Source organism: Pararobbsia alpina (assembly GCF_902859895.1).
GTDB classification, from domain to species: Bacteria; Pseudomonadota; Gammaproteobacteria; order Burkholderiales; family Burkholderiaceae; genus Pararobbsia; species Pararobbsia alpina.
Genome location: NZ_CADIKM010000052.1, coordinates 1 through 26,347 on the forward strand (window position 1 = coordinate 1; position 26,347 = coordinate 26,347).

24 protein-coding genes are annotated in these 26,347 nt (G+C 60.1%); 18 read left to right on the forward strand and 6 right to left on the reverse strand.

The window, feature by feature from the left end; genetic code table 11:
• Positions 1-149 precede the first annotated feature (149 nt).
• Positions 150-1,493, forward strand: a complete 1,344-nt coding sequence (locus HV670_RS25920) for an amidase family protein (RefSeq protein WP_175107853.1) — start codon at positions 150-152, stop codon at positions 1,491-1,493.
• A gap of 37 nt (positions 1,494-1,530) precedes the next feature.
• Here the strand turns inward: HV670_RS25920 and HV670_RS25925 are convergent, their stop codons facing one another.
• Entirely contained in the window at positions 1,531-2,367 is an 837-nt protein-coding gene (locus tag HV670_RS25925; RefSeq protein WP_175107874.1) for a FadR/GntR family transcriptional regulator, read from the reverse strand.
• A 227-nt stretch (positions 2,368-2,594) separates the two neighbouring features.
• On the opposite strand from HV670_RS25925, the gene HV670_RS25930 reads away from it, so the two are divergent.
• The 10 genes from HV670_RS25930 (at position 2,595) to HV670_RS25975 (ending at position 12,784) form a co-directional block, all read left to right on the forward strand.
• On the forward strand, positions 2,595-3,830 hold the full coding sequence (locus HV670_RS25930; protein ID WP_175107854.1) for an acyl-CoA dehydrogenase family protein: 1,236 nt from the start codon (positions 2,595-2,597) through the stop codon (positions 3,828-3,830).
• A gap of 61 nt (positions 3,831-3,891) precedes the next feature.
• The gene (locus tag HV670_RS25935; protein WP_175107855.1) at positions 3,892-4,170 is read left to right on the forward strand and encodes an acyl carrier protein; all 279 of its coding nucleotides are present in this window, start codon (positions 3,892-3,894) and stop codon (positions 4,168-4,170) included.
• Between the two features lie 274 nt (positions 4,171-4,444).
• Positions 4,445-5,221: a 3-oxoacyl-[acyl-carrier-protein] synthase III C-terminal domain-containing protein gene (locus HV670_RS25940; protein WP_175107856.1), complete on the forward strand. Its 777-nt coding sequence runs from the start codon at positions 4,445-4,447 to the stop codon at positions 5,219-5,221.
• Positions 5,208-6,155, forward strand: coding sequence for a 3-oxoacyl-[acyl-carrier-protein] synthase III C-terminal domain-containing protein (locus tag HV670_RS25945; protein WP_175107857.1), 948 nt, complete (start codon positions 5,208-5,210; stop codon positions 6,153-6,155). The genes HV670_RS25940 and HV670_RS25945 overlap by 14 nt, the downstream gene beginning before the upstream one ends.
• 61 nt (positions 6,156-6,216) lie before the next feature.
• Entirely contained in the window at positions 6,217-7,848 is a 1,632-nt protein-coding gene (locus tag HV670_RS25950; protein WP_175107858.1) for an acyl-CoA ligase (AMP-forming), exosortase A system-associated, read from the forward strand.
• The gene (locus tag HV670_RS25955; protein WP_175107859.1) at positions 7,845-9,053 is read left to right on the forward strand and encodes a pyridoxal-dependent decarboxylase, exosortase A system-associated; all 1,209 of its coding nucleotides are present in this window, start codon (positions 7,845-7,847) and stop codon (positions 9,051-9,053) included. Before HV670_RS25950 ends, HV670_RS25955 begins: the two co-directional genes overlap by 4 nt.
• Before the next feature lie 32 nt (positions 9,054-9,085).
• Complete coding sequence (locus tag HV670_RS25960; protein WP_175107860.1) at positions 9,086-10,192, forward strand: acyl-CoA dehydrogenase family protein; 1,107 nt, start codon at positions 9,086-9,088, stop codon at positions 10,190-10,192.
• Positions 10,189-10,791, forward strand: a complete 603-nt coding sequence (locus HV670_RS25965) for a GNAT family N-acetyltransferase (RefSeq protein WP_175107861.1) — start codon at positions 10,189-10,191, stop codon at positions 10,789-10,791. The genes HV670_RS25960 and HV670_RS25965 overlap by 4 nt, the downstream gene beginning before the upstream one ends.
• Positions 10,770-11,861: a 3-oxoacyl-[acyl-carrier-protein] synthase III C-terminal domain-containing protein gene (locus tag HV670_RS25970; RefSeq protein WP_175107862.1), complete on the forward strand. Its 1,092-nt coding sequence runs from the start codon at positions 10,770-10,772 to the stop codon at positions 11,859-11,861. The genes HV670_RS25965 and HV670_RS25970 overlap by 22 nt, the downstream gene beginning before the upstream one ends.
• Entirely contained in the window at positions 11,858-12,784 is a 927-nt protein-coding gene (locus HV670_RS25975; protein WP_175107863.1) for a 3-oxoacyl-[acyl-carrier-protein] synthase III C-terminal domain-containing protein, read from the forward strand. Before HV670_RS25970 ends, HV670_RS25975 begins: the two co-directional genes overlap by 4 nt.
• A 427-nt stretch (positions 12,785-13,211) precedes the next feature.
• On the opposite strand, the gene HV670_RS25980 is transcribed toward HV670_RS25975, so the two are convergent.
• Positions 13,212-13,367 carry a hypothetical protein gene (locus HV670_RS25980; RefSeq protein ID WP_175107864.1) on the reverse strand — a complete coding sequence of 52 codons (156 nt, stop codon included), beginning with the start codon at positions 13,365-13,367 and terminating at the stop codon, positions 13,212-13,214.
• On the opposite strand from HV670_RS25980, the gene HV670_RS25985 reads away from it, so the two are divergent.
• Together HV670_RS25985 and HV670_RS25990 are read left to right on the forward strand one after the other, a co-directional pair.
• Complete coding sequence (locus tag HV670_RS25985; protein ID WP_246257964.1) at positions 13,359-14,147, forward strand: LuxR family transcriptional regulator; 789 nt, start codon at positions 13,359-13,361, stop codon at positions 14,145-14,147. The two genes, HV670_RS25980 and HV670_RS25985, sit on opposite strands and share 9 nt — an antisense overlap.
• Positions 14,148-14,346: 199 nt before the next feature.
• A complete protein-coding gene (locus tag HV670_RS25990; protein ID WP_175107865.1) occupies positions 14,347-15,102 on the forward strand; it encodes an acyl-homoserine-lactone synthase in 756 nt (251 codons plus the stop codon).
• Positions 15,103-15,255: 153 nt separating this feature from the next.
• Here HV670_RS25990 and HV670_RS25995 read toward each other — a convergent pair whose 3' ends face one another.
• The gene (locus HV670_RS25995; RefSeq protein ID WP_246257967.1) at positions 15,256-15,831 is read right to left on the reverse strand and encodes a hypothetical protein; all 576 of its coding nucleotides are present in this window, start codon (positions 15,829-15,831) and stop codon (positions 15,256-15,258) included.
• Between the two features lie 1,145 nt (positions 15,832-16,976).
• On the opposite strand from HV670_RS25995, the gene HV670_RS26000 reads away from it, so the two are divergent.
• The gene (locus tag HV670_RS26000) at positions 16,977-17,969 is read left to right on the forward strand and encodes a glycosyltransferase family 4 protein (RefSeq protein WP_175107866.1); all 993 of its coding nucleotides are present in this window, start codon (positions 16,977-16,979) and stop codon (positions 17,967-17,969) included.
• A 102-nt stretch (positions 17,970-18,071) separates the two neighbouring features.
• Positions 18,072-19,370 carry an O-antigen ligase family protein gene (locus HV670_RS26005; protein WP_175107867.1) on the forward strand — a complete coding sequence of 433 codons (1,299 nt, stop codon included), beginning with the start codon at positions 18,072-18,074 and terminating at the stop codon, positions 19,368-19,370.
• Positions 19,371-19,467: 97 nt separating this feature from the next.
• On the opposite strand, the gene HV670_RS26010 is transcribed toward HV670_RS26005, so the two are convergent.
• Genes HV670_RS26010 through HV670_RS26020 form a run of 3 tightly spaced genes read right to left on the reverse strand, consistent with a single transcriptional unit; the run spans position 19,468 to position 23,364 of the window.
• Complete coding sequence (locus tag HV670_RS26010; RefSeq protein WP_175107868.1) at positions 19,468-21,405, reverse strand: polysaccharide biosynthesis protein; 1,938 nt, start codon at positions 21,403-21,405, stop codon at positions 19,468-19,470.
• Between the two features lie 13 nt (positions 21,406-21,418).
• A complete protein-coding gene (locus HV670_RS26015; protein WP_175107869.1) occupies positions 21,419-22,444 on the reverse strand; it encodes an MraY family glycosyltransferase in 1,026 nt (341 codons plus the stop codon).
• Entirely contained in the window at positions 22,396-23,364 is a 969-nt protein-coding gene (locus tag HV670_RS26020; RefSeq protein WP_175107870.1) for a UDP-glucose 4-epimerase family protein, read from the reverse strand. Before HV670_RS26020 ends, HV670_RS26015 begins: the two co-directional genes overlap by 49 nt.
• A 179-nt stretch (positions 23,365-23,543) precedes the next feature.
• On the opposite strand from HV670_RS26020, the gene HV670_RS26025 reads away from it, so the two are divergent.
• The 3 genes from HV670_RS26025 to HV670_RS26035 are packed head-to-tail and all read left to right on the forward strand — an operon-like array spanning position 23,544 to position 26,233.
• A complete protein-coding gene (locus HV670_RS26025; protein ID WP_175107871.1) occupies positions 23,544-25,037 on the forward strand; it encodes a mannose-1-phosphate guanylyltransferase/mannose-6-phosphate isomerase in 1,494 nt (497 codons plus the stop codon).
• A gap of 50 nt (positions 25,038-25,087) precedes the next feature.
• On the forward strand, positions 25,088-25,294 hold the full coding sequence (locus HV670_RS31335; protein WP_175107872.1) for a GDP-mannose 4,6-dehydratase: 207 nt from the start codon (positions 25,088-25,090) through the stop codon (positions 25,292-25,294).
• A gap of 3 nt (positions 25,295-25,297) precedes the next feature.
• Positions 25,298-26,233 (forward strand): NAD-dependent epimerase/dehydratase family protein, encoded by a 936-nt coding sequence (locus HV670_RS26035; protein WP_175107873.1) that lies wholly within the window; start codon positions 25,298-25,300, stop codon positions 26,231-26,233.
• Positions 26,234-26,347 lie beyond the last annotated feature (114 nt).

The window sequence follows — 26,347 nt, forward strand, 5'->3', positions numbered from 1 at the left end:
AACCCGGCGCGGAAACCATCTGGAAGGGACTCACGAAAGTTCATGTCGCCGCAGAAACAATGCGTTTGTTGCGCGAGGACGGTGGTAACGACGCTTGTGTATAACGAGGTGCGCTATACCAGAGTGGAACCGTTTCTCCCGTTGACGTAATGAGTCAGGTTCTCACGCGCATCCGCACCTTCGATTTTGCAGTCAATGCGTTCTGTCAGATCGCTGACGACGCGCTCGACATGGCACGTGCCTCCGAACACCGGTGGCAGCGGGGCTCACCGCTTGGCCCGCTTGACGGCATACCGATCAGCATCAAGGACAACGTGGCCGTCGCGGGCATGGCAACCCGCTATGGCTCCCGGACAACTCCGACACACCCTGCTCAGAACGACAGCCCCTGCGTCGCGCGACTGCGCGACGCAGGGGCTATCTGCTTTGGCAAGACCACGCTGCCTGAGTACGCGCACAAGATCGTCACCGACAGTCCATTGACCGGCGTCACGCGCAATCCATGGCGCCTGGACCGCACACCAGGCGGCAGTAGCGGCGGCGCCGCTGCTGCCGTCGCGCTCGGCATGGCGCCTGTCGCGATCGGGACCGACGGTGGGGGCTCCATTCGAATTCCTGCGGCGTTTACCGGAACGTTCGGATTCAAGCCAAGCTTCGGGAGGGTGCCGCACGCGCCGCGCGGCCCTTTTGCGTTACTGAGCCACGTCGGACCCATTACTCGCTGCGCCGAGGACGCCGCGCGCATCATGACAGTGATCAGCCACCCGGATAGCCGCGACTGGTACGCGCTGCCGTTCGATCACAGCGACTACGAACAAGGCCTTAGATGCCAGCCCCTATCTGGCGGCATCCGCGTCGCCTGCAGCCCCACCCTGGGACTGCAGGTCGACATTGAGCCGGGCGTGCACGACGCCGTCATGCGCGTCAAAGAAGTCTTTTGCAAAATGGGAGCGCTTGTCCGACGAGCCGACCCGCCCGGCGTTGCGCGCTGCAATGCAGTCCATGCGACCCTCTGGCCGGCATGCTGCAGTCAGCTTTCCAGCGGCATGGCCGACGGTGGCGCGCTGCTCGATCCATCGCTGCAGGCCTACGCGCAGGCGGGACATGACGTGTCGCGCGAGGCACTGCTGGGTGCGCTGGTCGAGCGCGGCGAACTCGGCGGCGCGGTCAACGCATTCTTCGAGCAGCACGACATCCTGATCTGCCCTGTGTATCCGTGCGTAGCCATGCCGCTTGCCGAACTGCCCAAGGGCCATACGCTCTTTCCGCATTTCACGGCCTGGTGCAACCAGTTGGGGCTTCCCGCGGCAAGTGTCTACGCTGGCATGACCGACTCGGGTCTTCCCATCGGGGTGCAGATCGTCGGCGCCCGCCACGCCGACGCACTTGTCCTGTGGGCGAGCCATGTGTTCGAACAGGCTTTCGGACGCGCACCGCTGCCTGAATTGGTCAGCAGACTCGACGAGGCCGGCCCTGGCGGTTCATCGCCATGATGCAAGCTGGCTTACGTGGCGGCCTACATGTCACACCCTACTTCGACTTGTTTCTTCTCTCGTGCAATCCGAGATCGGAATCGAGCACCAGCTTCTGACGTAGCGCTGCGTGCACCTTACGCAGTTGCGCCTCGGCCTGCTCCATGTGCTCCTGCATGAGCCTGCCGACGGCATCGGCGTCACGACGTCTTGCAGCCTCCAGAATGGCCCGGTGTGCAGCGACCGTCGTGCGGCCGAATGCTTGGTAGTCCCGCTGCGTCACGTTGCCCGCGACCACAACAAGCTTATGGAGCATCTGGTTGATGATCTGGCACAGGCAACGCAAGAACGCGTTCGGATTGGCCGCCGCGAGCACGTCGTGAAAGTGTATGTCCTCGTGACGCTGGTCGAGCGCATGTTCGTGGCTCGCTGCAAATGGCTCGCACACATCGACACTGCGCTCCATCGCTTCGAAATCGTCTTCGCTTAGGTGCGCCACGGCACCCTCTGCGAGCATGGGTTCAAGCACCCGGCGCGCGGCATAAATGTCCTCAATACCAATGTTTTGGAAAAACAGATAGTGCTGCAGGCTCTGAAACGCCCTCTCCAGCGGCACCTCGGTGATCGTCGCACCGCCCTCCGGGCCCGTGCTCAGCCTCAGCAGTCCCTGCACTTCGAGCGCCTTCAGCGCATCGCGCATCGAACCCCGGCTCACGTTGAACGCCTGCTGTAGCTCGGCCTCCTTGCTCAGCCGTACCCCAGGACGCACCTTGCCGTCCGTAATCCAGCCCTTGATTTGCTCTGCCACCTGGTCCCCCCGCTTCGTCGTGCGGGGTCCTCGCTGGTCGGGCTGAGACAACGGTTTCCCTTCTTTCGTCTGTCGTCGTGCTGCCATACGCGTCGCACCTGTGATCGGCATTCTGATGGTTCGTTTCAGACGCGCATTATCCGCTATCGGCATCGGCCGCATCTACGGTTGATGCGGGAGGCCCCCTCCGAATGTCGGGAGGTGGCGCGAGTCTCCTAGTATCACCTACGCTTTAGGCCGTATTGACGGGCATTCCATCGCCGGTTTTTGCGCGATGCAAGAAATCTCAATCCGCCGTCACCGGAGCGCCACCCATGGTCAGCTCGTCTCGCTCTTTGCCGCGTGATCCGACGTTAGATGAAATCCGCACCGCTCTCGCCTCCCAAGGCCTGCATCTGGACCGACTCGCCCAAAGCATGCGCAGCCACGGCAGCCAGGCGGACGCGAGCGGGCGGATTCCCGAGGCCCTGTGGCAGGCGAGCGCAGTGCGCGCGCTCAACTTGAATCTCGTACCCGCCGAATACGGCGGCTGTGCTGCTATGCAATCCCTCCTATCGCGCACGATGCTCATGGAATACCTGGGTCACGCCGATGCGGGTCTGGCCCTTGCACTGCCCGGGCCGGGTCTTGCTGCTCCGTGCATACTCGCGCTCGCGGGTCCGCGACAAAAGGCGGGATTCTTCCAGCGCTTCGATAGCGACACGCCGCGCTGGGGCGCGTTCGCCGTCACGGAGCCCGACTGCGGATCAGACGCGACCGCGATGCGGATGACGGCGAGCGAAACCGCGCAGGGTTGGCGCCTGAACGGCACCAAATGTTTCATCACCAATGGCGCACGCGCCGATTACATCATCACCTTCGCCACGGTGAACCGCCGGTTAGGTCGCTTTGGCATCCGCGCGTTCCTCGTGCCCGGCAACACGCCAGGACTCGTCATCACCCGCACCGAACGGATGACAGGTCTGCGCGCAAGCCAGCTCGCCGTCCTGACCTACACCGACTGCGAGCTACCCGCGGAAGCCTGGCTCAGGCGCGGCGATGAAGGGCCACTCGATGACGCCTTCTCTGGTGCACAGCAGGCGTGGGACTACTTCCGCCCGCTGCTGTCCTCGATCATGATCGGCACCTGCCAGCGTGTCCGCGACGAACTGGCCGCCTACTTCGAGGCGGGCGGCCTGCCTGCCGCGCCGCATTTACGCGTCGCCGACGTCAACGGCCGTCTTCTCGACATCGACCGCCGGATCACCACCGCACGCCTGCTATGCCATCACGCCGCATGGAAAACCGACCGTCACCTGGCCACCTCGATGGACGCGTCCGTAACCAAGGCGTATGTGTCGCGCATCGCTGCGCAGATCACCCGCGAGGCCCTCGACCTCGCCGGACTGGAAGGCATTGCGGCCCATCCGGCACTCGAGCAGAGCTACCGTGACGCGAAAGCGTACGACATTATGGAAGGCACGGGCGACCTTCAGCGACTCATGATCGCCCGCGCAGCGCAACGCCGCTCACCTGATTTTAGTAGGGAAAGCGCCCTGTCCGTGCCCTGAACGACGACGCATGCCGCCTTCCCGCATTCTTTTCCTATCGACGCACTATCTGGAGACCCTCATGACGTCCAACTCCACATCGCACACTCAGATCGACATTGCCGCAACCCTTAAGGCATGCCTGCTATCTGTGCTCGGTAGTACCGTCCAAGCCGACCTGGTGCAGGACAACACCAATCTTTTCGATATCGGCATCGACTCGATGAACATGACTGAGCTCCTGCTTAAAATCGAAAAACACTTCAATTTCACCCTCGCCCCCGAAGACCTGTCGTCCGATCTGTTCCTTCGCTTCGCAAACCTGATCGCGTTCGTGCAATCCCATGTGTCCCGCAACTGAGCTTGACGCGTTAGGCGTCGGCATCGTGGCCACAGCGAGCTACATCCCAGCTCCCCGCGTCCCTCTTGCCGCATCCAGCGGGTATGCGAGCGCGACGCCTACATTCCCGCACGACAAGCGCGAAGCACTCATGCAATCTGTCTACGCAGACACCATTCGGTGGCGCCAGATCGGCTGTTCCGCTGGGTCGACAGATGCCCAGGACCTGACTGCTGTGCTCTGTGGTGGCGACATTCGCACGGTCGCGGTTGAGCCCGAGCTCATGCTCTCGGATATGGCGCTGCACGTCGCTCGCATGCTTTTTTCGACAGCGCACGGCCATTCGGCCGCTGAAGCAATCACCCAGATAATCGTCTGTCAGAGCAGTTTCGAACACGAACTCACGCATTCATGTGCCAGCCATCTTCACCGCGAACTGGCACAGGGTAACGCGCCCTTTGCGATCGGACAGCTTCAGGGTGCGTCGTTTTTGATGGCGCTGCAGATTGCCATAGCGTTGATAAGCACGGAAGCGCAACCCCAAACGGTTCTGATTGTGGCAGCCGAGCGTTGGCGCGCGCCCTTCTCACGCACGGTCGGGACGTTGACGGCGCTGGGCGATGGTGCGGCAGCGGTGCTCGTGCAAGCGGGCGCCCAAACGGGCTGGATCGTGCGGGGCATCAGTGTACGGACGCCTACGGGCTCGCGCCCTACCGATCACCCGCTCGCCTGGATCGACACGGCCACCTTAGTCAGCGTGATCCGCGAAACCTGCGAGCAGGCAGGAGTGAGTCCCGCTGAGATCGACTGGGTGTTGCCGGCACACCTGAACCTGTCGCTGGCACGCGACATCACTGCGCAGTGCGGCCTGTCATCTGAACGTATCGTACCGGATGATGTGAGGAGCGCCGGCTACCTCTGTTCCGCCGACACGCCGGCGCGTCTGGACAGACTGCTGCGCGCCATCAGACCACGTTGCGGGCAATACATTCTCACGTGGTCATCAGGCTTTCAGGGACAGTCCGCCTGTGCGTTGCTGCAATTCCGTGGGGGCGAGCATGTTCACGCATGAGTCTCTCCCCGCGCTAGCGCTTTCCGGCGTCGCGTACTGCCTGCCCGACAAGGTCGTCGATGCACATACGTGGGCAACCCGCTGCGGACAATCCGCCGGGCGTGCCGCAGCGCTCTCAAACAACGAGGCGCAACGCTTCCACGACGCAGCTGGGGAATCGCCAGCCGACCTTGCGACCAAGGCCGTGCGTGCGCTACTCGCAGCCGAGCACGCCACGCCGGACTCCATCGATGCACTCGTCTACGCACATACGATCCAGAGCAGCGTCCTCGCGCCGCCCGCGAGCACAGTCCATCAGATCCAGTCCGAAGCGAGGCTCACCGGCGCATTGGCGTTCTCGGTTACACAGCAGAACTGCGTTTCACCATTCGCCGCCATTCGCACCGTGCGCGCGTTGATGGCACACAACCCTTCAATCATGCGGGCCGTCGTCGTGTGCGCCGACCTGATCGCCCCGGGGTGCGACCATCTGCGCGCCATCCAAGACCTTGCGCTGCACAGCGATGGCGCTTGCGCCCTGCTTCTCGAACGCGGGGACACCCGCAACCGTATCGAAAGCCTGTACCTCTACACGGACGGACGCTTCCTTCGCCGGATGAGGGACGAGCTCCAACCTGTCGCCGATGACAGGTACTACTGGTCCGCATTCACGACAATGCGCGCGGCGCTCGGGCGAGCCAATGTGCAGTCAGACCAGATCGCGTGCGTGCTGCCCCACCACGTCAACCTGCCCGGCTGGCAGCGGCTGATGGCCATGCTCGGCATCGCCCAGGACCGTCTCTTTACCCATAACTTTGCGCGCATCGGCCATGTCTTCGGCGCCGACCCGTTCATCAATTTTCACGACTGCGAAGGCAAGCTGCCTGGCGGGCGGTCATTGCTCTTCTCGAGTGGCCTTGTTGGCTGCTTCGGTGCGATGGTGGTGCGCCACTGAGGCATATGCACCGCTTAAACCAGATTTCGACGTTTCCATTCGCTCTTGTCGAGGTACAACGATGCACAACATTCTGGAACTGGTTGAAACAACGGCGGGTCGCACGCCCGATGCCGAGGCGCTCGTCGTCGACAGCGCCCGCCTGACCTATGGCGCACTAGCCAGGCTCAGCCGTACGTTTGGCGCACAGCTGTACGCACTCGGAATGTCCCGCGGCGACCGTATTGCAATCTTCCTCGACAAACGAATCGAAACCGTGGTCTCGATGCTCGGCGCCGCCGCCGCAGGCTGCGTCTTTGTTCCGATCAATCCGCTTCTCAAGCCGCACCAAGTCATGCATATCCTCAGGGACAGCGGAGCACAATGCCTCGTCACCTCCGTCCTTCGCGCTCAGCTCCTCGGCGGGGAAGCATGCGCTTGCGTGCCACACCTAGTCCTTGTTGACGATCGCGCTGACGCTCCATCATTTAAGTTGCCGTCGTCGGTTAGAGTGGCCTGCCATCGTTGGTCCGGGGAGGGGAAACTGGACAACCTATCAGGCGTGCGCAGCACAGACCTCGCGCCGGGGCTCATTGCGTGCATCGACGCAGATCTGGTGGCAATCCTCTATACGTCCGGTTCGACTGGCCTGCCAAAGGGCGTCATGCTTAGCCATCGAAACCTCCTCGAAGGCGCTTGGAGCGTCGCGCACTACCTTCATCACGTCCCATCGGATCGCATCCTCGCCGCGCTGGCGCTCAGTTTCGATGCCGGGCTCAGCCAACTCACCTCAGCATGGGCCGTGGGCGCCACAGCCATTTTGATCAACTACCTAACACCACAGGATGTCATCACGGCCTGCGAACGCGAATGCATCACCGCCATGACGGGCGTGCCGCCGCTATGGATGCAGCTCGCGCGTGCGACATGGCCCGACGCCGCGTGCTGTCATCTGCGCTATTTCGCCAATACCGGCGGGCATCTGCCTCTACCCGTCCTGCAGACCTTGCGGACACTTTTTCCGCAGGCCAAACCGTACCTGATGTATGGGCTGACCGAAGCGTTCCGGTCGACGTACCTCGATCCTGCGGAGGTCGACGAGCGCCCCGACTCGATCGGCAAGGCGGTCCCGAATGCCCGCGTTCTGGTCGTCCGCGAGGATGGTTCGCCCTGCACAGCGAACGAGGTCGGCGAGCTGGTGCACGTGGGCGCCTGCGTCACACTTGGCTACTGGAATGACCCCGCGCGTACCAGCCTGCGTTATCGACCCTCGCCAGAGGTAAAACCGGGCGGCACGCCCCCCGATACGGCTGTCTGGTCAGGCGATCTCGTGCGACGCGACGCAGACGGCTTTCTCTATTTCGTCGCACGCAACGACGCGCAAATCAAGAGTTCTGGCTATCGCATCAGCCCCGAGGAAATCGAGGAGGTCATCCACGCAAGCGGCCTGGTCACCGAGGCGGTCGCCGTCGGCGTACCCGACGACAGGCTGGGCGAAGCGATTGTGCTGCTGGTCACCGCAGTCACGCCCGCATCCTTCGATGTCGAAGCGCTGAGCGCCTGGTGCAAGCAACGCCTGCCGCCCTACATGCTCCCCCATCGCATCGTTGTCCGCGAAGCGTTGCCACGCAATCCCAACGGCAAATTCGATCGCACCGGTCTGTCTGCCGCGCTGGGTGCCACGAAAGCCAGTTCCCGGGAGTCGCTACCGTGAAACATCCCTTCCGAACACAGGGTGGTGTGCTGCAGATCGGCGGCGTCGACCTGCGTCGTCTCGTCGCGCGTGCAGGACGCACGCCCTTCTACGTGTATGACCGTTCGCTGATAGACGCCCGTATTCGCTCGCTCCGCGAGACGCTCCCGCCTGATGTCGAGCTGCACTACTCGATCAAGGCGAATCCGATGCCCGCCATCGTTCATCATCTCGCAAGCCGTCTCGACGGGTTCGATGTCGCATCAGCCGGCGAAATGATGCTCGCATTGGACGCGGGTACGTCCCCTGAACGGATCGGATTGGCAGGCCCCGGCAAGTCGCACGACGAGCTGCGTCGCGCCGTGGCAGCCGGTGTCGTCATCCATGTTGAATCGGCGACACAGTTGCACCTTGTCACCGCACTCGGCTTGGAGCTCGGCATACGGCCCTGCGTCGCAATCCGCGTCAATCCCGACTTCAAAATCGGCAAAGGCGGCATGCGCATGGGAGGCGGCGCGGCGCCCTTCGGCGTCGATGCCAGCCAGGTTCCCGCGCTGCTGCGTGACCTCACCCGGCAGGAGGTCGCGTTCGCGGGCTTTCACGTGTTCTGGGGCTCACAGTGCCTGCACGCACCGACCATCGTTCAGGCGCACCGGCAAAGCGCAGAACTGGTTATGAGGCTAGCTGACAGCTTGGAGGCACCTCCCGCGTTCATTAATCTCGGAGGTGGATTCGGCATCCCGTATTTCGCGGGCGAAAATCCCCTTGATCTGCACGCCGTTGGCGACGCAATGTGTGACTGGCTGCCCGACTTGCAGCGGCGTCTGCCCGGCACACGTGTGGTCCTGGAACTGGGACGTTATCTGGTGGGTGAAGCAGGTGTCTATGTCTGCCGCGTAGTCGATCGCAAGGTGTCGCGCGGTGAGACTTTTCTTGTGACCGACGGCGGACTGCACCATCATCTGGCTGCCTCCGGCAACTTTGGCCAAGTGCTGCGCCGAAACTATCCCGTGCTGATCGCTAACCGGCTTGACGACCCTGCACAGGAGCGCTGCCACGTCGTCGGGTGCCTCTGTACGCCACTTGACCGCATTGCCGATGGCGCACATCTGCCTGCCGCCTCGATCGGTGATCTGGTCGTCGTGCTCCAGTCGGGCGCCTACGGGCGCTCCGCGAGCCCGACTGATTTTCTGACTCACCCCCCGCCTGTCGAAATGGTCGTCTGACTCCACTGTTATCCGATAAGGGAGGACGCTTCATGTTTACCGGCTACAACTCTGGGCTCACGAACCTCGGCAGCCGATCGTGGGCGCTCACGGAAGATCAACTGCACCTGTGCGATGCCGTGCAGCGGTTCGCCCGAAAGCGGCTCACACCGATGCTCACGCAATTCACGACGCCGGAGCATTGGGATGAAACCGTGCGACTTGCAGGCGAGCTCGATCTCGGTACCATGATCCTGCCCGTACACCGAGACGGCCTCGGCGTCGACCATTCTGATCTGTATCTCGTCGTGCAACAGTTCGCGACCGGCCCGCTCGAGCGGGCTGCCGAATTGACGCTCAGCGCGCCAGCGCTGATGGCCCTGCGCGAGCACGATGCGCTCGATTGCCTGCCCGTAAGGGAGATCCGGGACTACTTCAATGGCTCGGCCTCGGTCAGTCTGGCGATACCCGGCAACCGCGCCGGGACAGCCTGGATCCTCCAGCGGCACGCGGATGCTCCTCTTCTACTGGTGCGTGAAAGCGCCGACGGCCGCTGCTTGCTGGTACTCGTCGCTCCTCACGAATTGCACCGCGTCGTACAGCGGCGCATCCGCATCGCCACGCTGCAAGCTCTTGGCCTTGAACAGATCGCGCTCGATAGCGCCGCGCTTGAATTGTGCCCACCGATCCCTTGCGGCACTGAGATCGTACGGACATTGCTCGCCGAAACGGGCTTTTACTTGTGCGCGCTGCTGGTGGGCACCATGCAGCAAAGTGTCGCGTTCGCGTTCGAGCATGCCGCGACACGCCATTCATTCCGCAAGCCGCTCGCTACCCATCAGCTCGTCGCCACGCGCCTCGCGGACATGCTGATCGCCGCACAAGGCTCACAGCTCTTTCTATGGGCCGTGGCAGCGCATGGTGCATCCGCATCCGACATGTTGATTCGCCAGCTGCTGCGTCACGTCGCCACAGAGGCGATGGATGTCAGCCGCGAGCTCGTGCAAATCTGCGGCGGCCACGGCTACGTCGAAGGACTCCCGCCCGCTGGGCACTTCCAGACGATACCTCACTTCGCGTTGCTGCTCGCGCAGACAGAAACCGCTCTCGGCCAGTGCATGTCGTCCTCACGGCCCATTCCAGACCGAGCACATCCGTGAACGTACGCACAAGCACTCAAGACCCGCAGCCGAATGCCGACGGTGCCGACTGTGCCGCCGATCCGGCCAGACACGACGCCTGCTGGCTACGCGAGCCGCAAAGCGAGGACCTGGACGCAATCAAGGGATGGTTCGCGCAACCCACGATCAATCAGTGGTTCGATTTTGGGCTGGGGCGACAGCAGCTTTCTGCACTGGCTCTCCAACTCATGCTGCACAGCAAACGACATCGCATTCTCGTGTTCGGCTGCGCCGGATACGGGATGGCAAGCGGCCTGGTGGCCGTCAGCGATGTCACCCATCCCTTCGGCACGGGCTCCTTCTGGGTGCTACGCGACGCATCCCGCCCCGCGTACGCAGGCATGACATGTGACGCCTCCCTCAGGATCATTCACGATACATTCAAGCGATATGGGATGCATTGCATCACCGCCTGGGCCGTACAGAACAACGTGCGCTCGCAGCGCCTGCTTGAGCGAATCGGCTTTCGCCGCATTGGGCTTCAACGCAGCTGCCATCTCATTGGCGAGAAGCGCCGCGGACGGGTGCTCTATGATCTCACTCCGGCGGACCTTGTATGCAAAGCACCCCGGTCATGAATACACCGGTCGTGACAGCCCTTGCGGCCTACGTTCCACCCGCAGTCCCTTTCCAACAGTGGCTTCAGATCGAGGAAAAGCTCCACGCTACGGCCCTCACCGGATGGCCTCGCCTCGTGTATTCGCCTTGGTTCGCGGCGTACGGACTGGATCTGCAGCATCTCACAGCGCCACCGGAAGACAGGCTCTCAGCGTCAGCGAAGGTTGCGCCCATTGCCGGTTTCGTGCCCATCGAGCAGCGTCATGATCTGTCCGGGCTTGCGGCCCATGTCGCGCTGGCGATTTGCCCCAGCAGTGGCAGCGGGGCGCCGCAGGTTGGTGCTGTCATTTTCTGCCACAGTAGCCTGAACGAACATGTCTCCACGACCACTGCAGGGCGACTATGTGCCGTCCTCGGCGAACACCCTTTTTCGTTCTCCATCGCCCAGCAGCAGGGAGCATCGGTGTTTTCTGCACTTCGCCTGGCCTCGGACCTGCTCTTCGCAGAAGCTGAGCTGCACGCCGTACTCATCGTTGCCGCCGAGAAATGGTGTCATCCCTTCGCCCGTCGCATCGGTCGCTGGACCTTGCAGGGAGATGCGGCGGGCGCGATGCTTCTTGAGCGCGGCTCACCTTCGACGCTGGGGCTGCGGCTACTCGCCACGGCCGTCCAACCGCTCTGTCGCGCGGACGCGCCGTTCCGGCTTCCGGTGTCATTGATCGATACGAATGCCATCTTCGCGCGGTCGCTGATTGCACTGATCGATACGCTGCTGCGCCAGCACGGCCTGCGGCCAAGTGACATCGCAGCCGTCATTGCGCATCGGGTCAACCGGCCGCTCATCGACGCGGTATCGCAACAGCTTGGCCTGCCTCAGGGTTATCGCGTGGCGGACAGACGCGCCTATCTCGGCGCAGCCGAATTCATCGTGCGGCTTGCTGAAACGCTCAATACTTTTCAGTTCGGGCAAGGCGCACTCTTACTAGCCTGGGGAGTGGGTCTCGGTGGCTACGTCAGTTGTATGCTTCTCGAGGTACGCGGTACGCCCGCGCTTCGTTTCGTCGATACGTCGCCAACGGACCCGTCATGAATTCGCGAATTGGTATTACACACAGCGCGTATTACCTTCCAGATAAAGTCGGCGATGTGCGCAACTGGGCGCAACTGACTGGACAGTCCGCAGCCTGCGTGACGCAGCTCGAACGCGCCGGCGTTCACTACTACCACGACGCGGCAGGAGAATCCGTCGCGTCAATGGCGACGAAAGCCCTCGATGCGCTATTGGAATCATCGCGGCTAGCGCCCGACACAGTCGACTGTGTGATCTACACGCATACGCTGCAGAGCAGCGTCGCGCCACCACCGATGTCGCTGCCGCGGATCCTGTGCGACACGTTCGGATTCGTGCACGCCGACGCCTTCTCATTTGCTCAACAACATTGCGCATCCGCGCTCGGCGCGTTGCGCATGGTTCGTGCGATGTTCATCGCGCGCCCGGCACTCAGGCGCGTACTGCTCGTCGGAGCCGACGCCATGCCGGTTGCATCTGAACGCCTGTTGGACGGTGTCGGATTGATGAGCGACGGCGCCTGTGTGGCGCTCATCGAGCGCGATGCTCCGATCAACCGGCTTCTCGCCGTGCGCACCTATGCGAGCGGACTCGCCTGGCAGGGTGCCCTGGGACAGCAGGAACCACGCCTCGTCGCCCCGCATTTTCTGAGCGCACGCCAGTTGATCATGGCCGTCGCCGTCGATGCAGGTCTGGAGCCAAGCGAGATACAGCGCGTGCTGCCACATCATCTGAACCTGCCGGCATGGCACCGTGTGATCTCGTCCCTGGGGATGCCGCAAGAGCGATTGTTCACCGAGAATTTTTCCCGTGTTGCACACGTGACCGTGAGCGACCCGATCATCAACCTGACTGACTGCGCCGCGCTGCAGCCTGGCAGACCGTTCCTGCTCTTTGCACAGGGTGTCGGCGGCTTTTCCGCGGCAGCTCTGCTCCTGCGCTAGGGCTGTATGCGACGCCACACATCTGCCCGATGGCAAGATGGCCCACACGACCACGCCATCTGGTTCGCTGGGGATCCGGCATCCTCGATTGATAGGCGGTCAAACAGCACGCATTGCGCGAGCGTCCCACACTTTTTCGTCGGTGGCGACGTGCGCCCCTGTATGGGTACCTCAGTGTGGTATCTCAGTCGCCGGCTATAAGCGGGCAGCTCGACGCACGGCAGGCGTGCCCATAGTACTCGCCGATCTGTTTCTACACGAAACTGGTTTGTCGATGTAATCTTCGTCTCGTGCCACCGTCGCTGATCGGCTCCCCCTTGGGGCATCTGCGCCGCGGACTGTAACGGATCGTAATGAACTGCGCCGACCACAGTCGCGCTTCATGTCCATGCAGCCTGCGAGTGAAGCGTCCCTCCGGGAATTGGCATCATCGAAGCTCGTGCGTACCCCCGAGCTTCACGAAGACTTGCACGAGCGCATCCGGTTGCGTCACATCGGACAGGAAATTTTGGAGAATCGCCGTACCCGACGAGACCTTGCGGATTGCCGTGTGAGCCTTGTCCAGGAACGAACTATGATCCACATCCTTCGACACCGCCTTGATAGAGGCCGCCTCGAGCCAATGCCAGCTTGGACAGGCGTGCGCTCGCCGCTTCGCGTGCTCACCGCGCCGTTGGCGCGTGCCCATAGCCTGCCCTCGCTAGCTGCGTCGTTCGGCCGCGCCGCAGGGCGCCTCGGATTTTCCCATTACGTGATCAGCAGACTTTCGCGAGCACCGTTCGCTCCCAAGTCCGAAGCGGCGCTCGAAATGATCTGCGCACACTATCCGGATCAGTGGGTACGGCACTACCAGAAGAACAGCTATGCCCTTGTTGATCCGGTTCACCGCACCGCTTTCACTCGAACTGCCCCGTACCGGTGGTGCGACATCACCGACCTCAACCGGCTTGAACAGCGTGTACTTGACGAAGCGCTAGACGCGGGACTAGCGAACGGAATCAGCGTTCCTATCCATGAACCCATGGGGCGCATCCTTCTTGTCAATCTGTCGGGACCGGCATCGGTGCTCAATGGGGAACACAGTCAGCGATTGGCGTATCTGATCGGTACGCAGTTTCACTTCGAGTTGGAGCGGCTGGCAAAACAACACTCCACCCCAACTTCTCGCCGGCTGACACTTCGCCAGTGCGAATGCCTGACGTGGGTCGCGCGCGGCAAGTCCTCCTGGGCGATTGGCAAACTACTCGGCATCTCTCATCACACAGTGGACTATCACGTCGACACCGCCATGAAAATCCTCAACGTCAACAGCCGGACATCCGCAGCGGTCCAGGCAACGGCGCTCGGACTCATCTCCCCCTGAACGCGCTGCGTCAGCAAAGGGTACAGCGCTTTCCTGGGGTCCTGGGGTCCTGGGGTCCTGTCGACGGCGCAACGAGGCCGGCATGTTCGTTGGTAGACCGCTACTCCGGTTGCTTTTGCAACCTCCCTGACTCCCCCAGTTCAAGGACGTTCTGGACTCGCTTATCGTTGGCGCAAGCCACTTCAGCGGGAAAAACACCATGCCATACATCGTTGCAGGCAGTTTGAAAGACCTGCCGCCAGAAATTCGGGCAGCACTCGGTGCGTACCGGTACGAAATCTTCGTCCGGCGCCTCGGCTGGAAGCTCCCGACTTCAACTGGCAAGCTGACAGCGGAGTGGGACGAGTTCGACGACGGCGCGACAGTTCACGTCGTCGCTTTGTCACCTGCGCGGCGCGTCTACGGCTGTGCGAGACTGATGCCGACGACCGGTCGATATCTGCTCAAGGACGTGTTTCCTGAGCTTCTTGGATCAGAGCCGCCCCCAGCATCGACGACCCTGTGGGAGCTTTCCCGCTTCGCTGGAACAGCTCCAAAATCGCACGATCGCCACGCCAGTGAGGACGGTGCGCCTGGCATGCAACTGTTTGCTTATGCGCTCGCCCTCGCAGCGTCATTTGGCGCAACCGATGTTGTCGGCGTCGTGTCGCGTTCCATCGAACGTTTGTATCGTCGTTCAAGGCTCAACCTGCAGCGCATCTATCCAGATGTCACGGCCCGGAATGCCAGCATTGTCGCCTGCTCCATCGAACTTTCCCCTGCCACCTTCGGGCAACTCGGTTGCAATCCGCACGACCTGATCAAATCAGTGCATTGGTTCGGAAAGTTGCCGTTGCCCAATACGACCGTAGCCGTCAATGACGCCGGGAGCTCGCGTACCCCACTGCTGCCACAGTCGATGACGAAACTCCGTCTGGCAAAGTCCACAGGTTGCGCTAAACGAGTCGACCTTTGACGGAAGATTGAGGCCGCTCGGCCGCAGCGGCGAATGCACGCCAGCGGCAGGCCTTCCGGGGGTCAGGCTGAATCATCGAGCGCGACCGGCGTGCACGCGTTGCCGTATCTACGCGTGGTCGAAATCTACCGGTTAAACCACCTTTGCGCATTCTCAAACACGGTGACGGACATGATGCCGATTGTCTGCCTCCTTGATGGAGTCAGGCCTGATCGCTGACGCGTACGCCTGCCCGCTACGGGATGCCTCCCCATTCGACTGCGCACGGAAGCCGAGGCGTTCATCAATCGCACGGGCCACCGTGGATGACTTCGGGGGACTCTCGGCGTTGTAGTCTTTCCAAAACACGTACATCGCATCGAACAGCGCTGAAAGCACTGCGGTGACATAAGGTAGATGGATGATCACGCCGCCCGAGGGGTCATGCCCACCATCGCACCACGAACGGTCCGCAGACGCTGTGAATGTTCCTACGGGCGACACCATGGCAGGCCAGGATTCCAGTTCCCGCTCCAATCGGTCCTCAGCGGCATAGCGCCGGGCAGCAGAATGCGCCAAGGCCATCTGCAACCCGGTAACCTGGCGCTCCTTCGATTTCAATTGGCGCTCCAGCCGGGACACTTCTGCTTCGGCACGTTGCATTCGCCCGAACAAAATGTCGTGGCTATTGGCCGCCCTGTAACTCCCGTCGCTCCCAGTCAATTGCCATTCGTTTCCAAGAGAATCCATGATGCATCTCCAATGGGGCAGCATGACGCCGCGTTGCCCGGTGTTCTGTGAACCATCGGCCAAAAGAGGGAATGAGACATCCGCGCTCGAAGACGTTTCGCCCCACGATAAAACGAATCAAGGCTGACGCCGACCGGATCGTTCAATCTGCCCATCATTCGAGCTCGACACCGACAACCGTCGATGTGCTTCCCGGATCTACGAAACAGAGCAAATACGCCACCTGCACCGAGGATTAAGTATGACGATTGCAGTAGTGGTACGTTTTTCGGGCTTTCTGCTTCTGACGTCAACTACGAAATCAGGGAGGCGTCACGGCCGAAAATTGGCGGATACGCGCGCGAAAATGTGATGAGAAGGGAGAGAGAGGAAATTACGATCGGCGCGCGGGCCATCAGCGTTCCAGCAACCGCCAAGAAAATCTCCGAATCACTGCAAATGCGGTGCGGCAACGGATCGTCGCATCGTCGCACTGCGTCACTGTCACCTATGCGCCCGAATTCAAAGTTCCAGCCTCAACTCGCCTGCCGCTCCTCGGGGTCGGAACTATTGTAAGATGATCGAATCGACAGGTTTCGTTAGAACTTTGTAAGAAATAAAACTGCGCCGCGGGTACCCGGCCTTCCACGGACGGGTCCACCCATCGCGGGTAGAGGTCAGGAAGGATCCGCCGCCGCTCGTCAAGTGGGGCAAAGCGACATAGGTTGCAAAATGCAAGCGGGGATGCTCAGCCCCTGGTGCTCCTGTATCATTTTCTATTGCGCCGACTCGCCTGCCTTCGGAAGGTATCCGAGTCGGATACGGAACAAACTTAGGCTGTGAACTGCACCGACGATCTTACTGAGATCTGCTTTGACCGGATACGAACCTTCCGCTTCTCGTCCACGCTGTGACTTCCGCTCAGTGAAATTGCTGGGCAGGCGATCAGAGAAGGTTTGAAGGAAGTGTTCGTCAACTCGATCGACGTTGTGTACTCGTTGAGCTACGCGATCTCGTGCGACGTCATGCTTCGTCGGGCATCGATGCGCTCGCAGCGACAGCGGCTCGGACGTTCAGCCTTGAGTATCTCCGGCGGTTAAGCCGATATCACTGACTAGCTCGGACAATCTATTTGCTCAACGCGTTAGACCTACGGATTCACGTTCATGTCTGATCAAAGAATTCACATCTTCAATGGTTTTCAGAACCCCCATGGCGGCAGTGAACTAGAGGCACTTCAGCTCGCCCGTTTGCTGAGCGAAAAGAGTGAAGTGAGCCTGTGGTCGTCATCGTCGCGCAGTTCGTCCGAGCTGAGAGAAAAGCACAACATCGTGCCGCTCGGTCTCGGCTCTGGCCGGCGTCCGGATGGCGGCACCTATGTGTTCGTCGGGGCGCATTGGCGCAACAAGCTTTGGCCCTATCTTGTCCGGGCGCCGCAACGCCTGATCTACGTGTTCAACACCTTCCATCCAAAGATACTGGCACTGACGTCGAAGCACCCGTCGCTGTTGCGCTGGGCGAAACCCGAATACGTGTTCACTTCGGAATTCCAAAAGAGACTCCTTGGCGTGGAAGGTGAGGTGCATCCGTCCCCCATCGACATCGACTTGTTCAAGCCAGGGCCGCAGGCAATAGGCAAGCGAATAGGCAAGCGCCCTGTGATCGGACGTCTGAGCCGAGACACGAACGACAAGCACAACATCGCTGACGTCGATTTGTATCGAGGATGGGTAGCTCTAGGAGCGGACATACAACTCCAGGGCGCAACCTGCCTCGGCGAGACACTCGGGAACGACACCGGCATCACGCTGCTTCCCGCGGGAACAATCCCGGCTGCTGAGTTCCTACGCTCGCTGGATATCTTCTATTACAGAACGGGCTCGCATGTCGAAACGTTTGGCCGCGTGGTACTCGAAGCGATGGCATGTGCCCTCCCTGTCGTATGTCACCGACACGGCGGTTACGCCGATTCGATCCGGCACGGGGAAAACGGCTTCCTGTTTGAAACATCGGAGCAGGCGCAGCAGATAGTCAGTATGCTGCTAGCCGATCCGGGGCTCCGTGCGTCCATCGGACAACGTGCCCGGCGAACTGTTGAGTCCATGTACTCGACGGAGGCGGCGGCGACACGTGCAGGATTTTTCTGGCGCGGGCGATAAACAGACTAGCTATGCCTCGTAAGTACCTTGTAGCATGGGCGGTTGCGGTAGGCAAAAATGACCCCAGCTGCAATTCTTTGAGTGGTACGAGGACGAATACACATGCAAGAGATAGCACGAAATCGATGGTTCGGGACTGAGTCCTACCCGCTGCACTTTGCCAGGATATTCGCGCTTGTCACCTTGTGTGCCATTCCCGTTTCGACGGCAGGGGTCAACCTCGGGTCGGGCCTCGTTCTTCTGTTCGCCCTCCTGTCTCCCGAGGTATGGAAGTCCTTTCGGCAGCTCGCCACGTCGCCAACGACTATCGCCGCGCTTGTCCTTCTTGCCGCGCTTGCATTGAGCATGACGTACACCGCCGCAAGTCGCGACGAAGCGTTCAACTTTCTTCTCAAGTACCGAAAGCTGCTATTCCTGCCGGTGCTGTTTCTGGTGTTTTACGGCAGCCAGGGAACGAGGTGGGGCAAGACGGCGATATGGGCGCTGTTTGCGATGCTAGCCCTGACCATGGTGCTTACCTACACAAACTTCTTCGGGCTGACCGCAGTCGGGCCTTTGCATGGCAATGACCCGATCACCAAGCCGTGGGTCTTCAAGGACCATATTTCCGGTGGTTTGATGATGGCGTACCTGGCCTATCTCTCCACCGCGCTCGCGCGAGACACGCTCAACCGCACGGGGCGTTGGCTGCTGTATCTCGTCGGGTTGCTTGCACTCATCAACGTGCTGTTCGTATTGCAGGGACGCACAGGGCAAGTGGTTGCGATTGCGTATATCGTAGGCTATGGCATTGCACAAGTTGCCTTCTTTAAGCATCCGACAAACCGTACGCGATGGATAGCGGCAGGTGTCAGCGTGGTGGTATGCCTTGGCATCGTTTTCTATTTCGTTACATCGAAGCACTCGCGTCTTGCGGAAACAACCACTGAAGTCAGTCAGTTCGAGGTTGAAAATATCAATACCTCCTCGGGAGTGCGATTGGAGTTCTATCGCCGCAGCCTGGAGTTAATACTTCATAGACCGATTGCAGGGTATGGCGTCGGCAGCATTCGAACTGAATTCGAACTGTTTGCCAGGAACAGCACCGGGGCTCGCGCGGTGATGGCTAGCAATCCGCACAATGAATTCCTGCTCATGGGTGTGCAGATTGGACTAATCGGTGTTGCGTTGTTCGGTTGGCTCCTCTACGCGGTCCATCTCGACTGTAAGAGTCTGGGTAAAGTGGAACGCATGGCCGTGTATGGTTATCTGTTTGCCTTTGTCCTGGGCTGCTTCGCAAATTCCTTGCTATTGAATTTTACCGAAGGCTACTTGTTCGTTTTTCTGACAGGTATTTTGATAGCCAGTCGCAGCCAAGAGAGCGGTGAAAAGACAGGATCGAAAGCACCGGTGTATTCCTGACGCCGGAACCGAAGCGCGGCAAGCAGAAGGCCGTCCGATAGGTCGCTCTCGCGCGACCTTTCTTGCACCACGCCCCCAAATCCTTTCCGATCCGGCCTCAGCTTGCCCGTCTTTCGTCGCGCCCAACGCCGGCACCGGCTGCGCCCGAATCCGCCGTCCCTAGCACCACCGACTGCAAGTTCGGTGACACGGCCGGTGAATATTCGGCGACCCAGCGCCGAAGGTCTCGCCTAACTTCGTCGTCGCTCGGAATCCGGTGTTGCATCAACCACGGCAGCAACTCGTCTAGCAGATCTTCCGGTGCTTCACGCGCCCGCGCGATCCTCAACTTGGCGTGATGGGTAGGACGTGTCGTTTCCTCATCCGCGAGCAGCTCTTCATATAGCTTTTCCCCAGGCCTCATGCCTGAATAGACGATCTTGATCTGATCATCGCGGAAGCCATACAGACGGATCAAATCGCGAGCGAGATCCGCGATCTTCACCGGGTCGCCCATATCAAGCAGAAAGATCTCGCCGCCCTCACCCATGCTTGAGGCCTGCAACACCAACTGCGAAGCTTCCGGGATCGTCATGAAAAAGCGCGTGATCTCGGGATGCGTGACCGTCACCGGACCACCGCGCGCGATCTGCTGCTGAAACTTCGGAATCACACTGCCTGCGCTACCCAGCACATTCCCAAACCGGACCGTTTCAAAACTCGTATGTTTGCTCAGCTGCTGAAGCGACTGCAGCGCCATTTCAGCAAGCCGCTTCGATGCGCCCATGACGTTGGTCGGGTTGACCGCCTTGTCCGTCGAGATCATCACGAACCGGCTGACCCGATGCCGCATCGCAGCCCGCGCCACTCGATACGTGCCGAGCACGTTGTTTCGGATTGCCTGCCACGAATTCAACTCTTCCATCAACGGCACATGCTTGTAGGCCGCCGCGTGGTAGAGAATGTGTGGCGCATAGCGCTGCATCGTCTGATCTAACAGCAACGAGTCCTTGACGTCACCGATAACAGGCACGATCGCGACACCGGGGTAGCGCTCTTGCAGCTCTTCGACGAGCTTGTACATCGCATACTCGGATATCTCGTAAGCGATCAACTGAGCGGGGTTGAAACGAAGAATCTGACGGCACAGCTCGGAGCCGATCGAACCGCCAGCCCCGGTCACCATCACGGCGCGCCCACGCAACAGCATCTCGACATGCGCCGCGTCAATCGATACCGGCTCACGGCCCAGCAAATCTTCGAGGTCAATCTGGCGAACCCGGGACAAAAAGGGTTGCCCTTGCGTCATCGGAGTAAGCGCAGGAAGTACCATCGCACGAACGCCAGCGCGCACACAAAGTTTCGCGACTCGCGTATGCACCTCAACCGGAGCAGACGAGATCGCGATGATGACATTCTCAATCTTGTGGGCCTCGGCAATCGCCTTCAGGTCCTGGATCGATCCCAAGACTTTGTAACCGTGGATTTCACGACCATGCTTGGCCTTATCGTCATCGAGCAAACCAACCAGCCGCCATTCGGACGAACGGCGCAATTCGCGCGCGAGACTCGCGCCATCATGCCCAGCGCCGATCACCAACACGGGCTTGCCTTGCGCGACCAGTCCGCCGTAGCGATAAAACTCCTTCGTCGCACGATAGAGACCACGGGCACCGCCCATCATCATGACCAGCAAGATCGGAGCGACGAGTAAGACCGAACGCGGAATAGACGGATAAGGCTGCAACATCACCGCGATCACAGCGGTAAGTAGTGCACCTGAGACGACGGCTTTGGCAATCCGCATCAGGTCAGGCAAGCTCGCAAAAACCCACATCCCCCGATAGAGGCCGAACACGCGGAACAGCACCGCATAGAGCGGCAAGACCCAAAGAACGGCCTCAAGCGCACCCTTCCCAAACGGCTCGGGTGGCACTCCGTTAAATCGAATGAGGTAAGCGGCAAACCATGCGCTGGCAACCGCAGCTACATCGAAAGCAAACGCGGCGAAAGACAGCACACGTGCGTTAAAACAAATTTGTTTGATGGATGGCATAGCTTGGGAGCCTTCAGTAAGCGGGAGCTCGGCGCCATCGGCGATCGACAGTCCAGCCCAGTGTCACGAGGAAGAGCATCCAACCAATCAAGACCGCGAACGGCCATTGCCCAGGTAAAAGCCTTGAGTAGGAAGCAAGTGTAATGCCAAACACCATCAACCCATACCATTGAAGGACCACAGGCCAATGAACGCCCGCCATTCCGATCATTCGCTGATAATAATGCTGCCGATGAGCTTCCCAGAATCTTTCCCGACGCAGGAGGCGCTTTAACAACGTGGCGGATGCGTCGGCAATGAACGGCGAGAAGACAAAAACTGGAAACCAGAACGCCCACGCGCCTGCAGCCCAACCCCAATAACCCATTCCTCCAGCCAAAAAGCCCAACGGAATGGAGCCGGCATCGCCGAGAAAAACCTTGGCGAACGGAAAATTGAAGAGCAAAAAGCCGAGCGCCGCACACGCAACGATCAATGCCGCGATGGCCAACTCTGGTTGACGCACGCCGGCCGAGAGTGAGTAGCACCCGAACCCGATCACGGCCATGCCGCCTGCGAGCCCGTTCGCCCCATCCATAAAATTGTAAAGATTACTCACCCACACCAGAGAGAAGACGACGGGGATCGCAAGCCATCCAAAATACGGGGGCGGCACGACACATACAAGTGCAATCGCGGCAATCACATGTCCCGCGAATCGATAGCGCGCTGACAATCCTTGTCGGTCATCGAAATGGGACAACAAGCCAAGCGCCAGTGCGAGTACCGCCAGCGGCCACAAAGACCTTGCAAAAATCAAGATCAACACCGCGCTAGCCGGGGTGATGCCCCATCCACCCACGCGAGGCGTGGGCCGCGTATGAAGAGACCGATCGTTAGGAACGTCGGTCGCAAGCCGCCAAGCATAGCCGGTCTTGAGAAGCAGCAACAGGATCACGACACTGCTGGCAAACGCCAGCAACGCGCTAACGACGAGACTATTCGAGAAACTCAAGAGTGAATCTTGGAAGTAGAACTGTGGGATGTCGAACGATACCATGCAGCCGTCAGCCTTAAACCGGAAAGCACGGATAACGGCGGATTCCACCCAAGCAACGACCGGATCTTGGTGATATCGACCTGCAACGGTTCGATGAGGCGTTGCACCGCATCCGAGCGTCCGGTCAGGGAACCCGCCATTTTCAGTAGGCTGGTTGGCACCGACACGAGCCGTGCCCGAGTATCGAGTGCCGCCGCCATCTGCCGGATCAACTCGGCAACCGAAACGTCCTCCCCGTCAGAGACGTGGAAGATTTCACCCGTCGCCCGCGGATGTGACATGCAGGCCAAAATAGCCGAGGCGAGGTTATCGACAGCAACAAGGCTGCGAGGGGCCGACGCTAGCCCCAGCGGCAGCGGCAAGCCCCGATCAACTGCCTTCATCAGGCTCATGAAGTTCGCGCCAACACCAGGCCCATAGACAAGCGGCGGGCGGACCACCGCGACTTCCATCCCGACACGCTCCCCAAACTCGAGAAGTGCAACCTCGGCTTCCCGCTTCGTCACACCGTATGGATCAAGCGGAAAAGGCGGATCGCTCTCCCGCAACGGATGTTCAAGGCTAAGCTCCCCCGCGGCCTTGATGCTACTGATATAGACGAAGCGTCGAGTTCCCGCCCGTGCGGCGGCCTCCGCGACCCTTAGCGTCGCATCGACATTCACAGCTCGGAATGCTTGCAACGGATCGGCCGCTGTGTCCCGCATCACGTGCACGCGAGCAGCAAGATGCACAACGCAGTCCGGCCGAAAACCGTGAGGCCAAACCCTTGCGACATCGACAAAGTCATCGCCAGCGACCAGATCCCCCTCGGCCACCGGCCGACGCGTGAGCCGCACGACCTCCCTGCCCTCGTACCCGAGCGCCTTTGTCACCGCTTGTCCTACAAAACCGGTCGCGCCGGATACCAGAGTTGTCGTCATAGAGGTTCGGTCATCAATTCTTAGTTTCAGTGTTGTACGGCGAACATAGCTGCGAGCGCAAATCCGGTAACGTGCAGACATGAGGTTGGGGCCGCTTCGCCTCGAAGCCCCGACCAGACAAACGGCGCCCAAACGCTGGTTTAATCGTGCTGGATAGCGACCCCTTCAGGAGTTCAAGCATGCCCGAGACGCCAACCAGCCCGTCGCCGAAGCTTATCCCCGTCATCATCTGCGGGGGAGCCGGTACGCGTCTATGGCCTGTATCTCGTGAAGCGTTTCCGAAGCCGTTAATGCGGCTCGCAGACGGTGAAAGCCTTCTCCAAAAAACCTTCTTGCGCGCATGCCGGCTGACAAGTGTCAATGAAGTGCTGATCGTCACTAACCGCGAGACATATTTTCTCGCAAAAGACGACTGTCGAGAAACCGATGTCGACGATATCCGACTCGGTTTCGTACTTGAACCCTTTGCGCGTAATACAGCAGCTGCAATCGCCGCAGCTGCCCTGACAGTGCGCGAGCGCCACGGCGACAACGCGTTGATGCTCGTCATGCCTGCGGATCACCTGATCACTGACCTAGTCCCGTTTGACCTTGCCGTGCATCGAGCTGCGGAAGCTACACAGACTGGACGCATCATCACATTTGGCATTCAACCCACCCGACCTGAGACCGGCTTCGGCTATATCGAGATTAGCGCGGCGGTAGCGAGTGCCCCGCTCCACGAGGTTTGCCGCTTTGTCGAAAAGCCGTCCGTCGATGTGGCCGAGATGTATGCACATGACGGCTTGCATCTCTGGAACTCAGGCATGTTCTGCATGCGTGCAAGCACCGCACTGACCGAGCTTGCAGAACTCGCACCGCTCGTTGCAAACCCCGTCGCACAATCATTTGCCGAGGCGACTCGCAGCGAAGCGAACGACGGTTACTCCGTCGAGCTCGACGCAGTTGCATTTCAGCGTGCCGAGAACGCATCTATCGACTACGCAGTTCTGGAGCGATCATCGAACTTATCGGTCGTGCCTTGTGAAATGGGCTGGAGTGACGTCGGCTCTTGGCAGGCCATCAGCGCACTGACGCGGCCCGACACTGACGGAAATCGCGTCCAGGGAACCGTCTCGCTGCACGACGTCGAGAACTGCTTTATTCGCGGTGAGACCCGGATGATCGGCGCCTTGGGTGTCCATGATCTGATCATTGTGGATACCCCCGACGCACTACTTGTAGCAGGTAGTGACCGTGCCGAAGACGTCAAGAAAATCGTGGCCCAGCTCGAACTTGATGGGCATCAGTCCTGCAAGCTCCATCGCACCGTGCATCGCCCCTGGGGCACGTACACCGTGCTCGAGGAAGGTGACTGTTTCAAGATCAAACGGATCGTCGTCAAGCCAAGTGCTTCGCTGTCACTGCAGATGCATCATCACCGCAGCGAACATTGGATCGTCGTCAGTGGGTGTGCAAATGTAACCTGTGGAGAGACGGTGAGCCAACTGCGAGCAAACGAGTCGAGCTTCATCTCGGCTGGCCAGAAACATCGTTTGACCAACCCCGGCGTCGTTGATCTCGTGCTGATCGAAGTTCAGTGTGGGGAATACCTTGGTGAAGACGACATTGTCCGGTTCCAAGACATCTATGGTCGCGTGCCAGTACAGGCGTCGAACAAAGAAGTCGCCTGAGACGATATTCGGCTTCCGAAAGCAACACAGCCAACCGCGCGAGAAATATCATGGCCAAAAAATCTTGTCTGATCACCGGCATCACCGGCCAGGATGGCGCCTGTCTTGCTCAACTTCTGCTCGATAGGGGCTACCAGGTCCACGGCGCGTTTCGCCGCACGACGCGCAAGCCGAAAACCAAGCTGACAGACCTGTGCAGGATGATGGTTGAAGCCGACCTCCAGCAGCATCATGCAGATGTTCTCGAGACGGTGTAAGCCATGAAAATACTTCTTACCGGTGTACGTGGATTTACTGGCCCCTATGTGCGGGCAGAGCTTGAACGAGCGGGACATACCGTCATAGGCACGGTGTTTGGCGCTGCGACATCCGCAACCGAAATCGGTCTGGATATCCAATGCCTGAGCGCATGTCGCGCTGCAATCGAGCAGGAACGTCCGGACGTCATCATCAATCTTGCCGGGATTGCGGCTACGCAAGAAGCCCATACGGAGCCCTACTATCTGACCAACGTCATTGGAGCGGAAAACCTGTTGCGAGCATGTTGGGACGTGGGCCATATGCCGAAGAAGATTTTGATGATTAGTAGCTCAGTCGTTTACGGAATGCCGATGGAAGGGCAGACCGAGATCGATGAGAATTCACCTCAGCGTCCTGTGAATCACTATGGCATCAGCAAGCTCGCGATGGAGCTCCTCGCCAGGACTTGGTTTGATAGGCTTCCTATCTTGATCGTCCGGCCGTTCAACTACATCGGGCGCGGGCAGAAACCAAACTTCGTAACCGCGAAGATTGTCGATCATTTTCGACGGAAGGCGCCGTTCGTCGAGCTTGGAAATCTGGACGTAGCCCGTGACTTTTCAGACGTCCGAGATGTGGCTGCGATATATCGTATGTTGATCGAGACGGACGCGGTCTCGGATGTGGTCAATGTGTGCTCCGGCCGAGCCTACCCGCTGCAGTATGTGTTGAACACGCTCCAGGCCATAACAGGGCACCCACTCGACGTCCGGGTGAACCCGGCGTTCGTTCGAGCCAATGATCCTAAGCTGGTGCGAGGTGCCACGGCGAAGCTTGAAGGGCTGATTGGGGAAAGGCGGATTCACGATTTCGACTCGACATTGGAATGGATGGCGGAAGGGGATCTCGAATCACGCCCATCTGTTGTGTTCGCGGAGGCAAATGCGGCCCCCTAAGAACATTGCGTTATACAGAACTCATGAGTGCTCGCGCAGCGCCTGAATCATGAATGCAGCGTCGATGGTTCGCTGCATGCCGATCCAGATCGTTTTGGCGCCGGGCTCGCCATC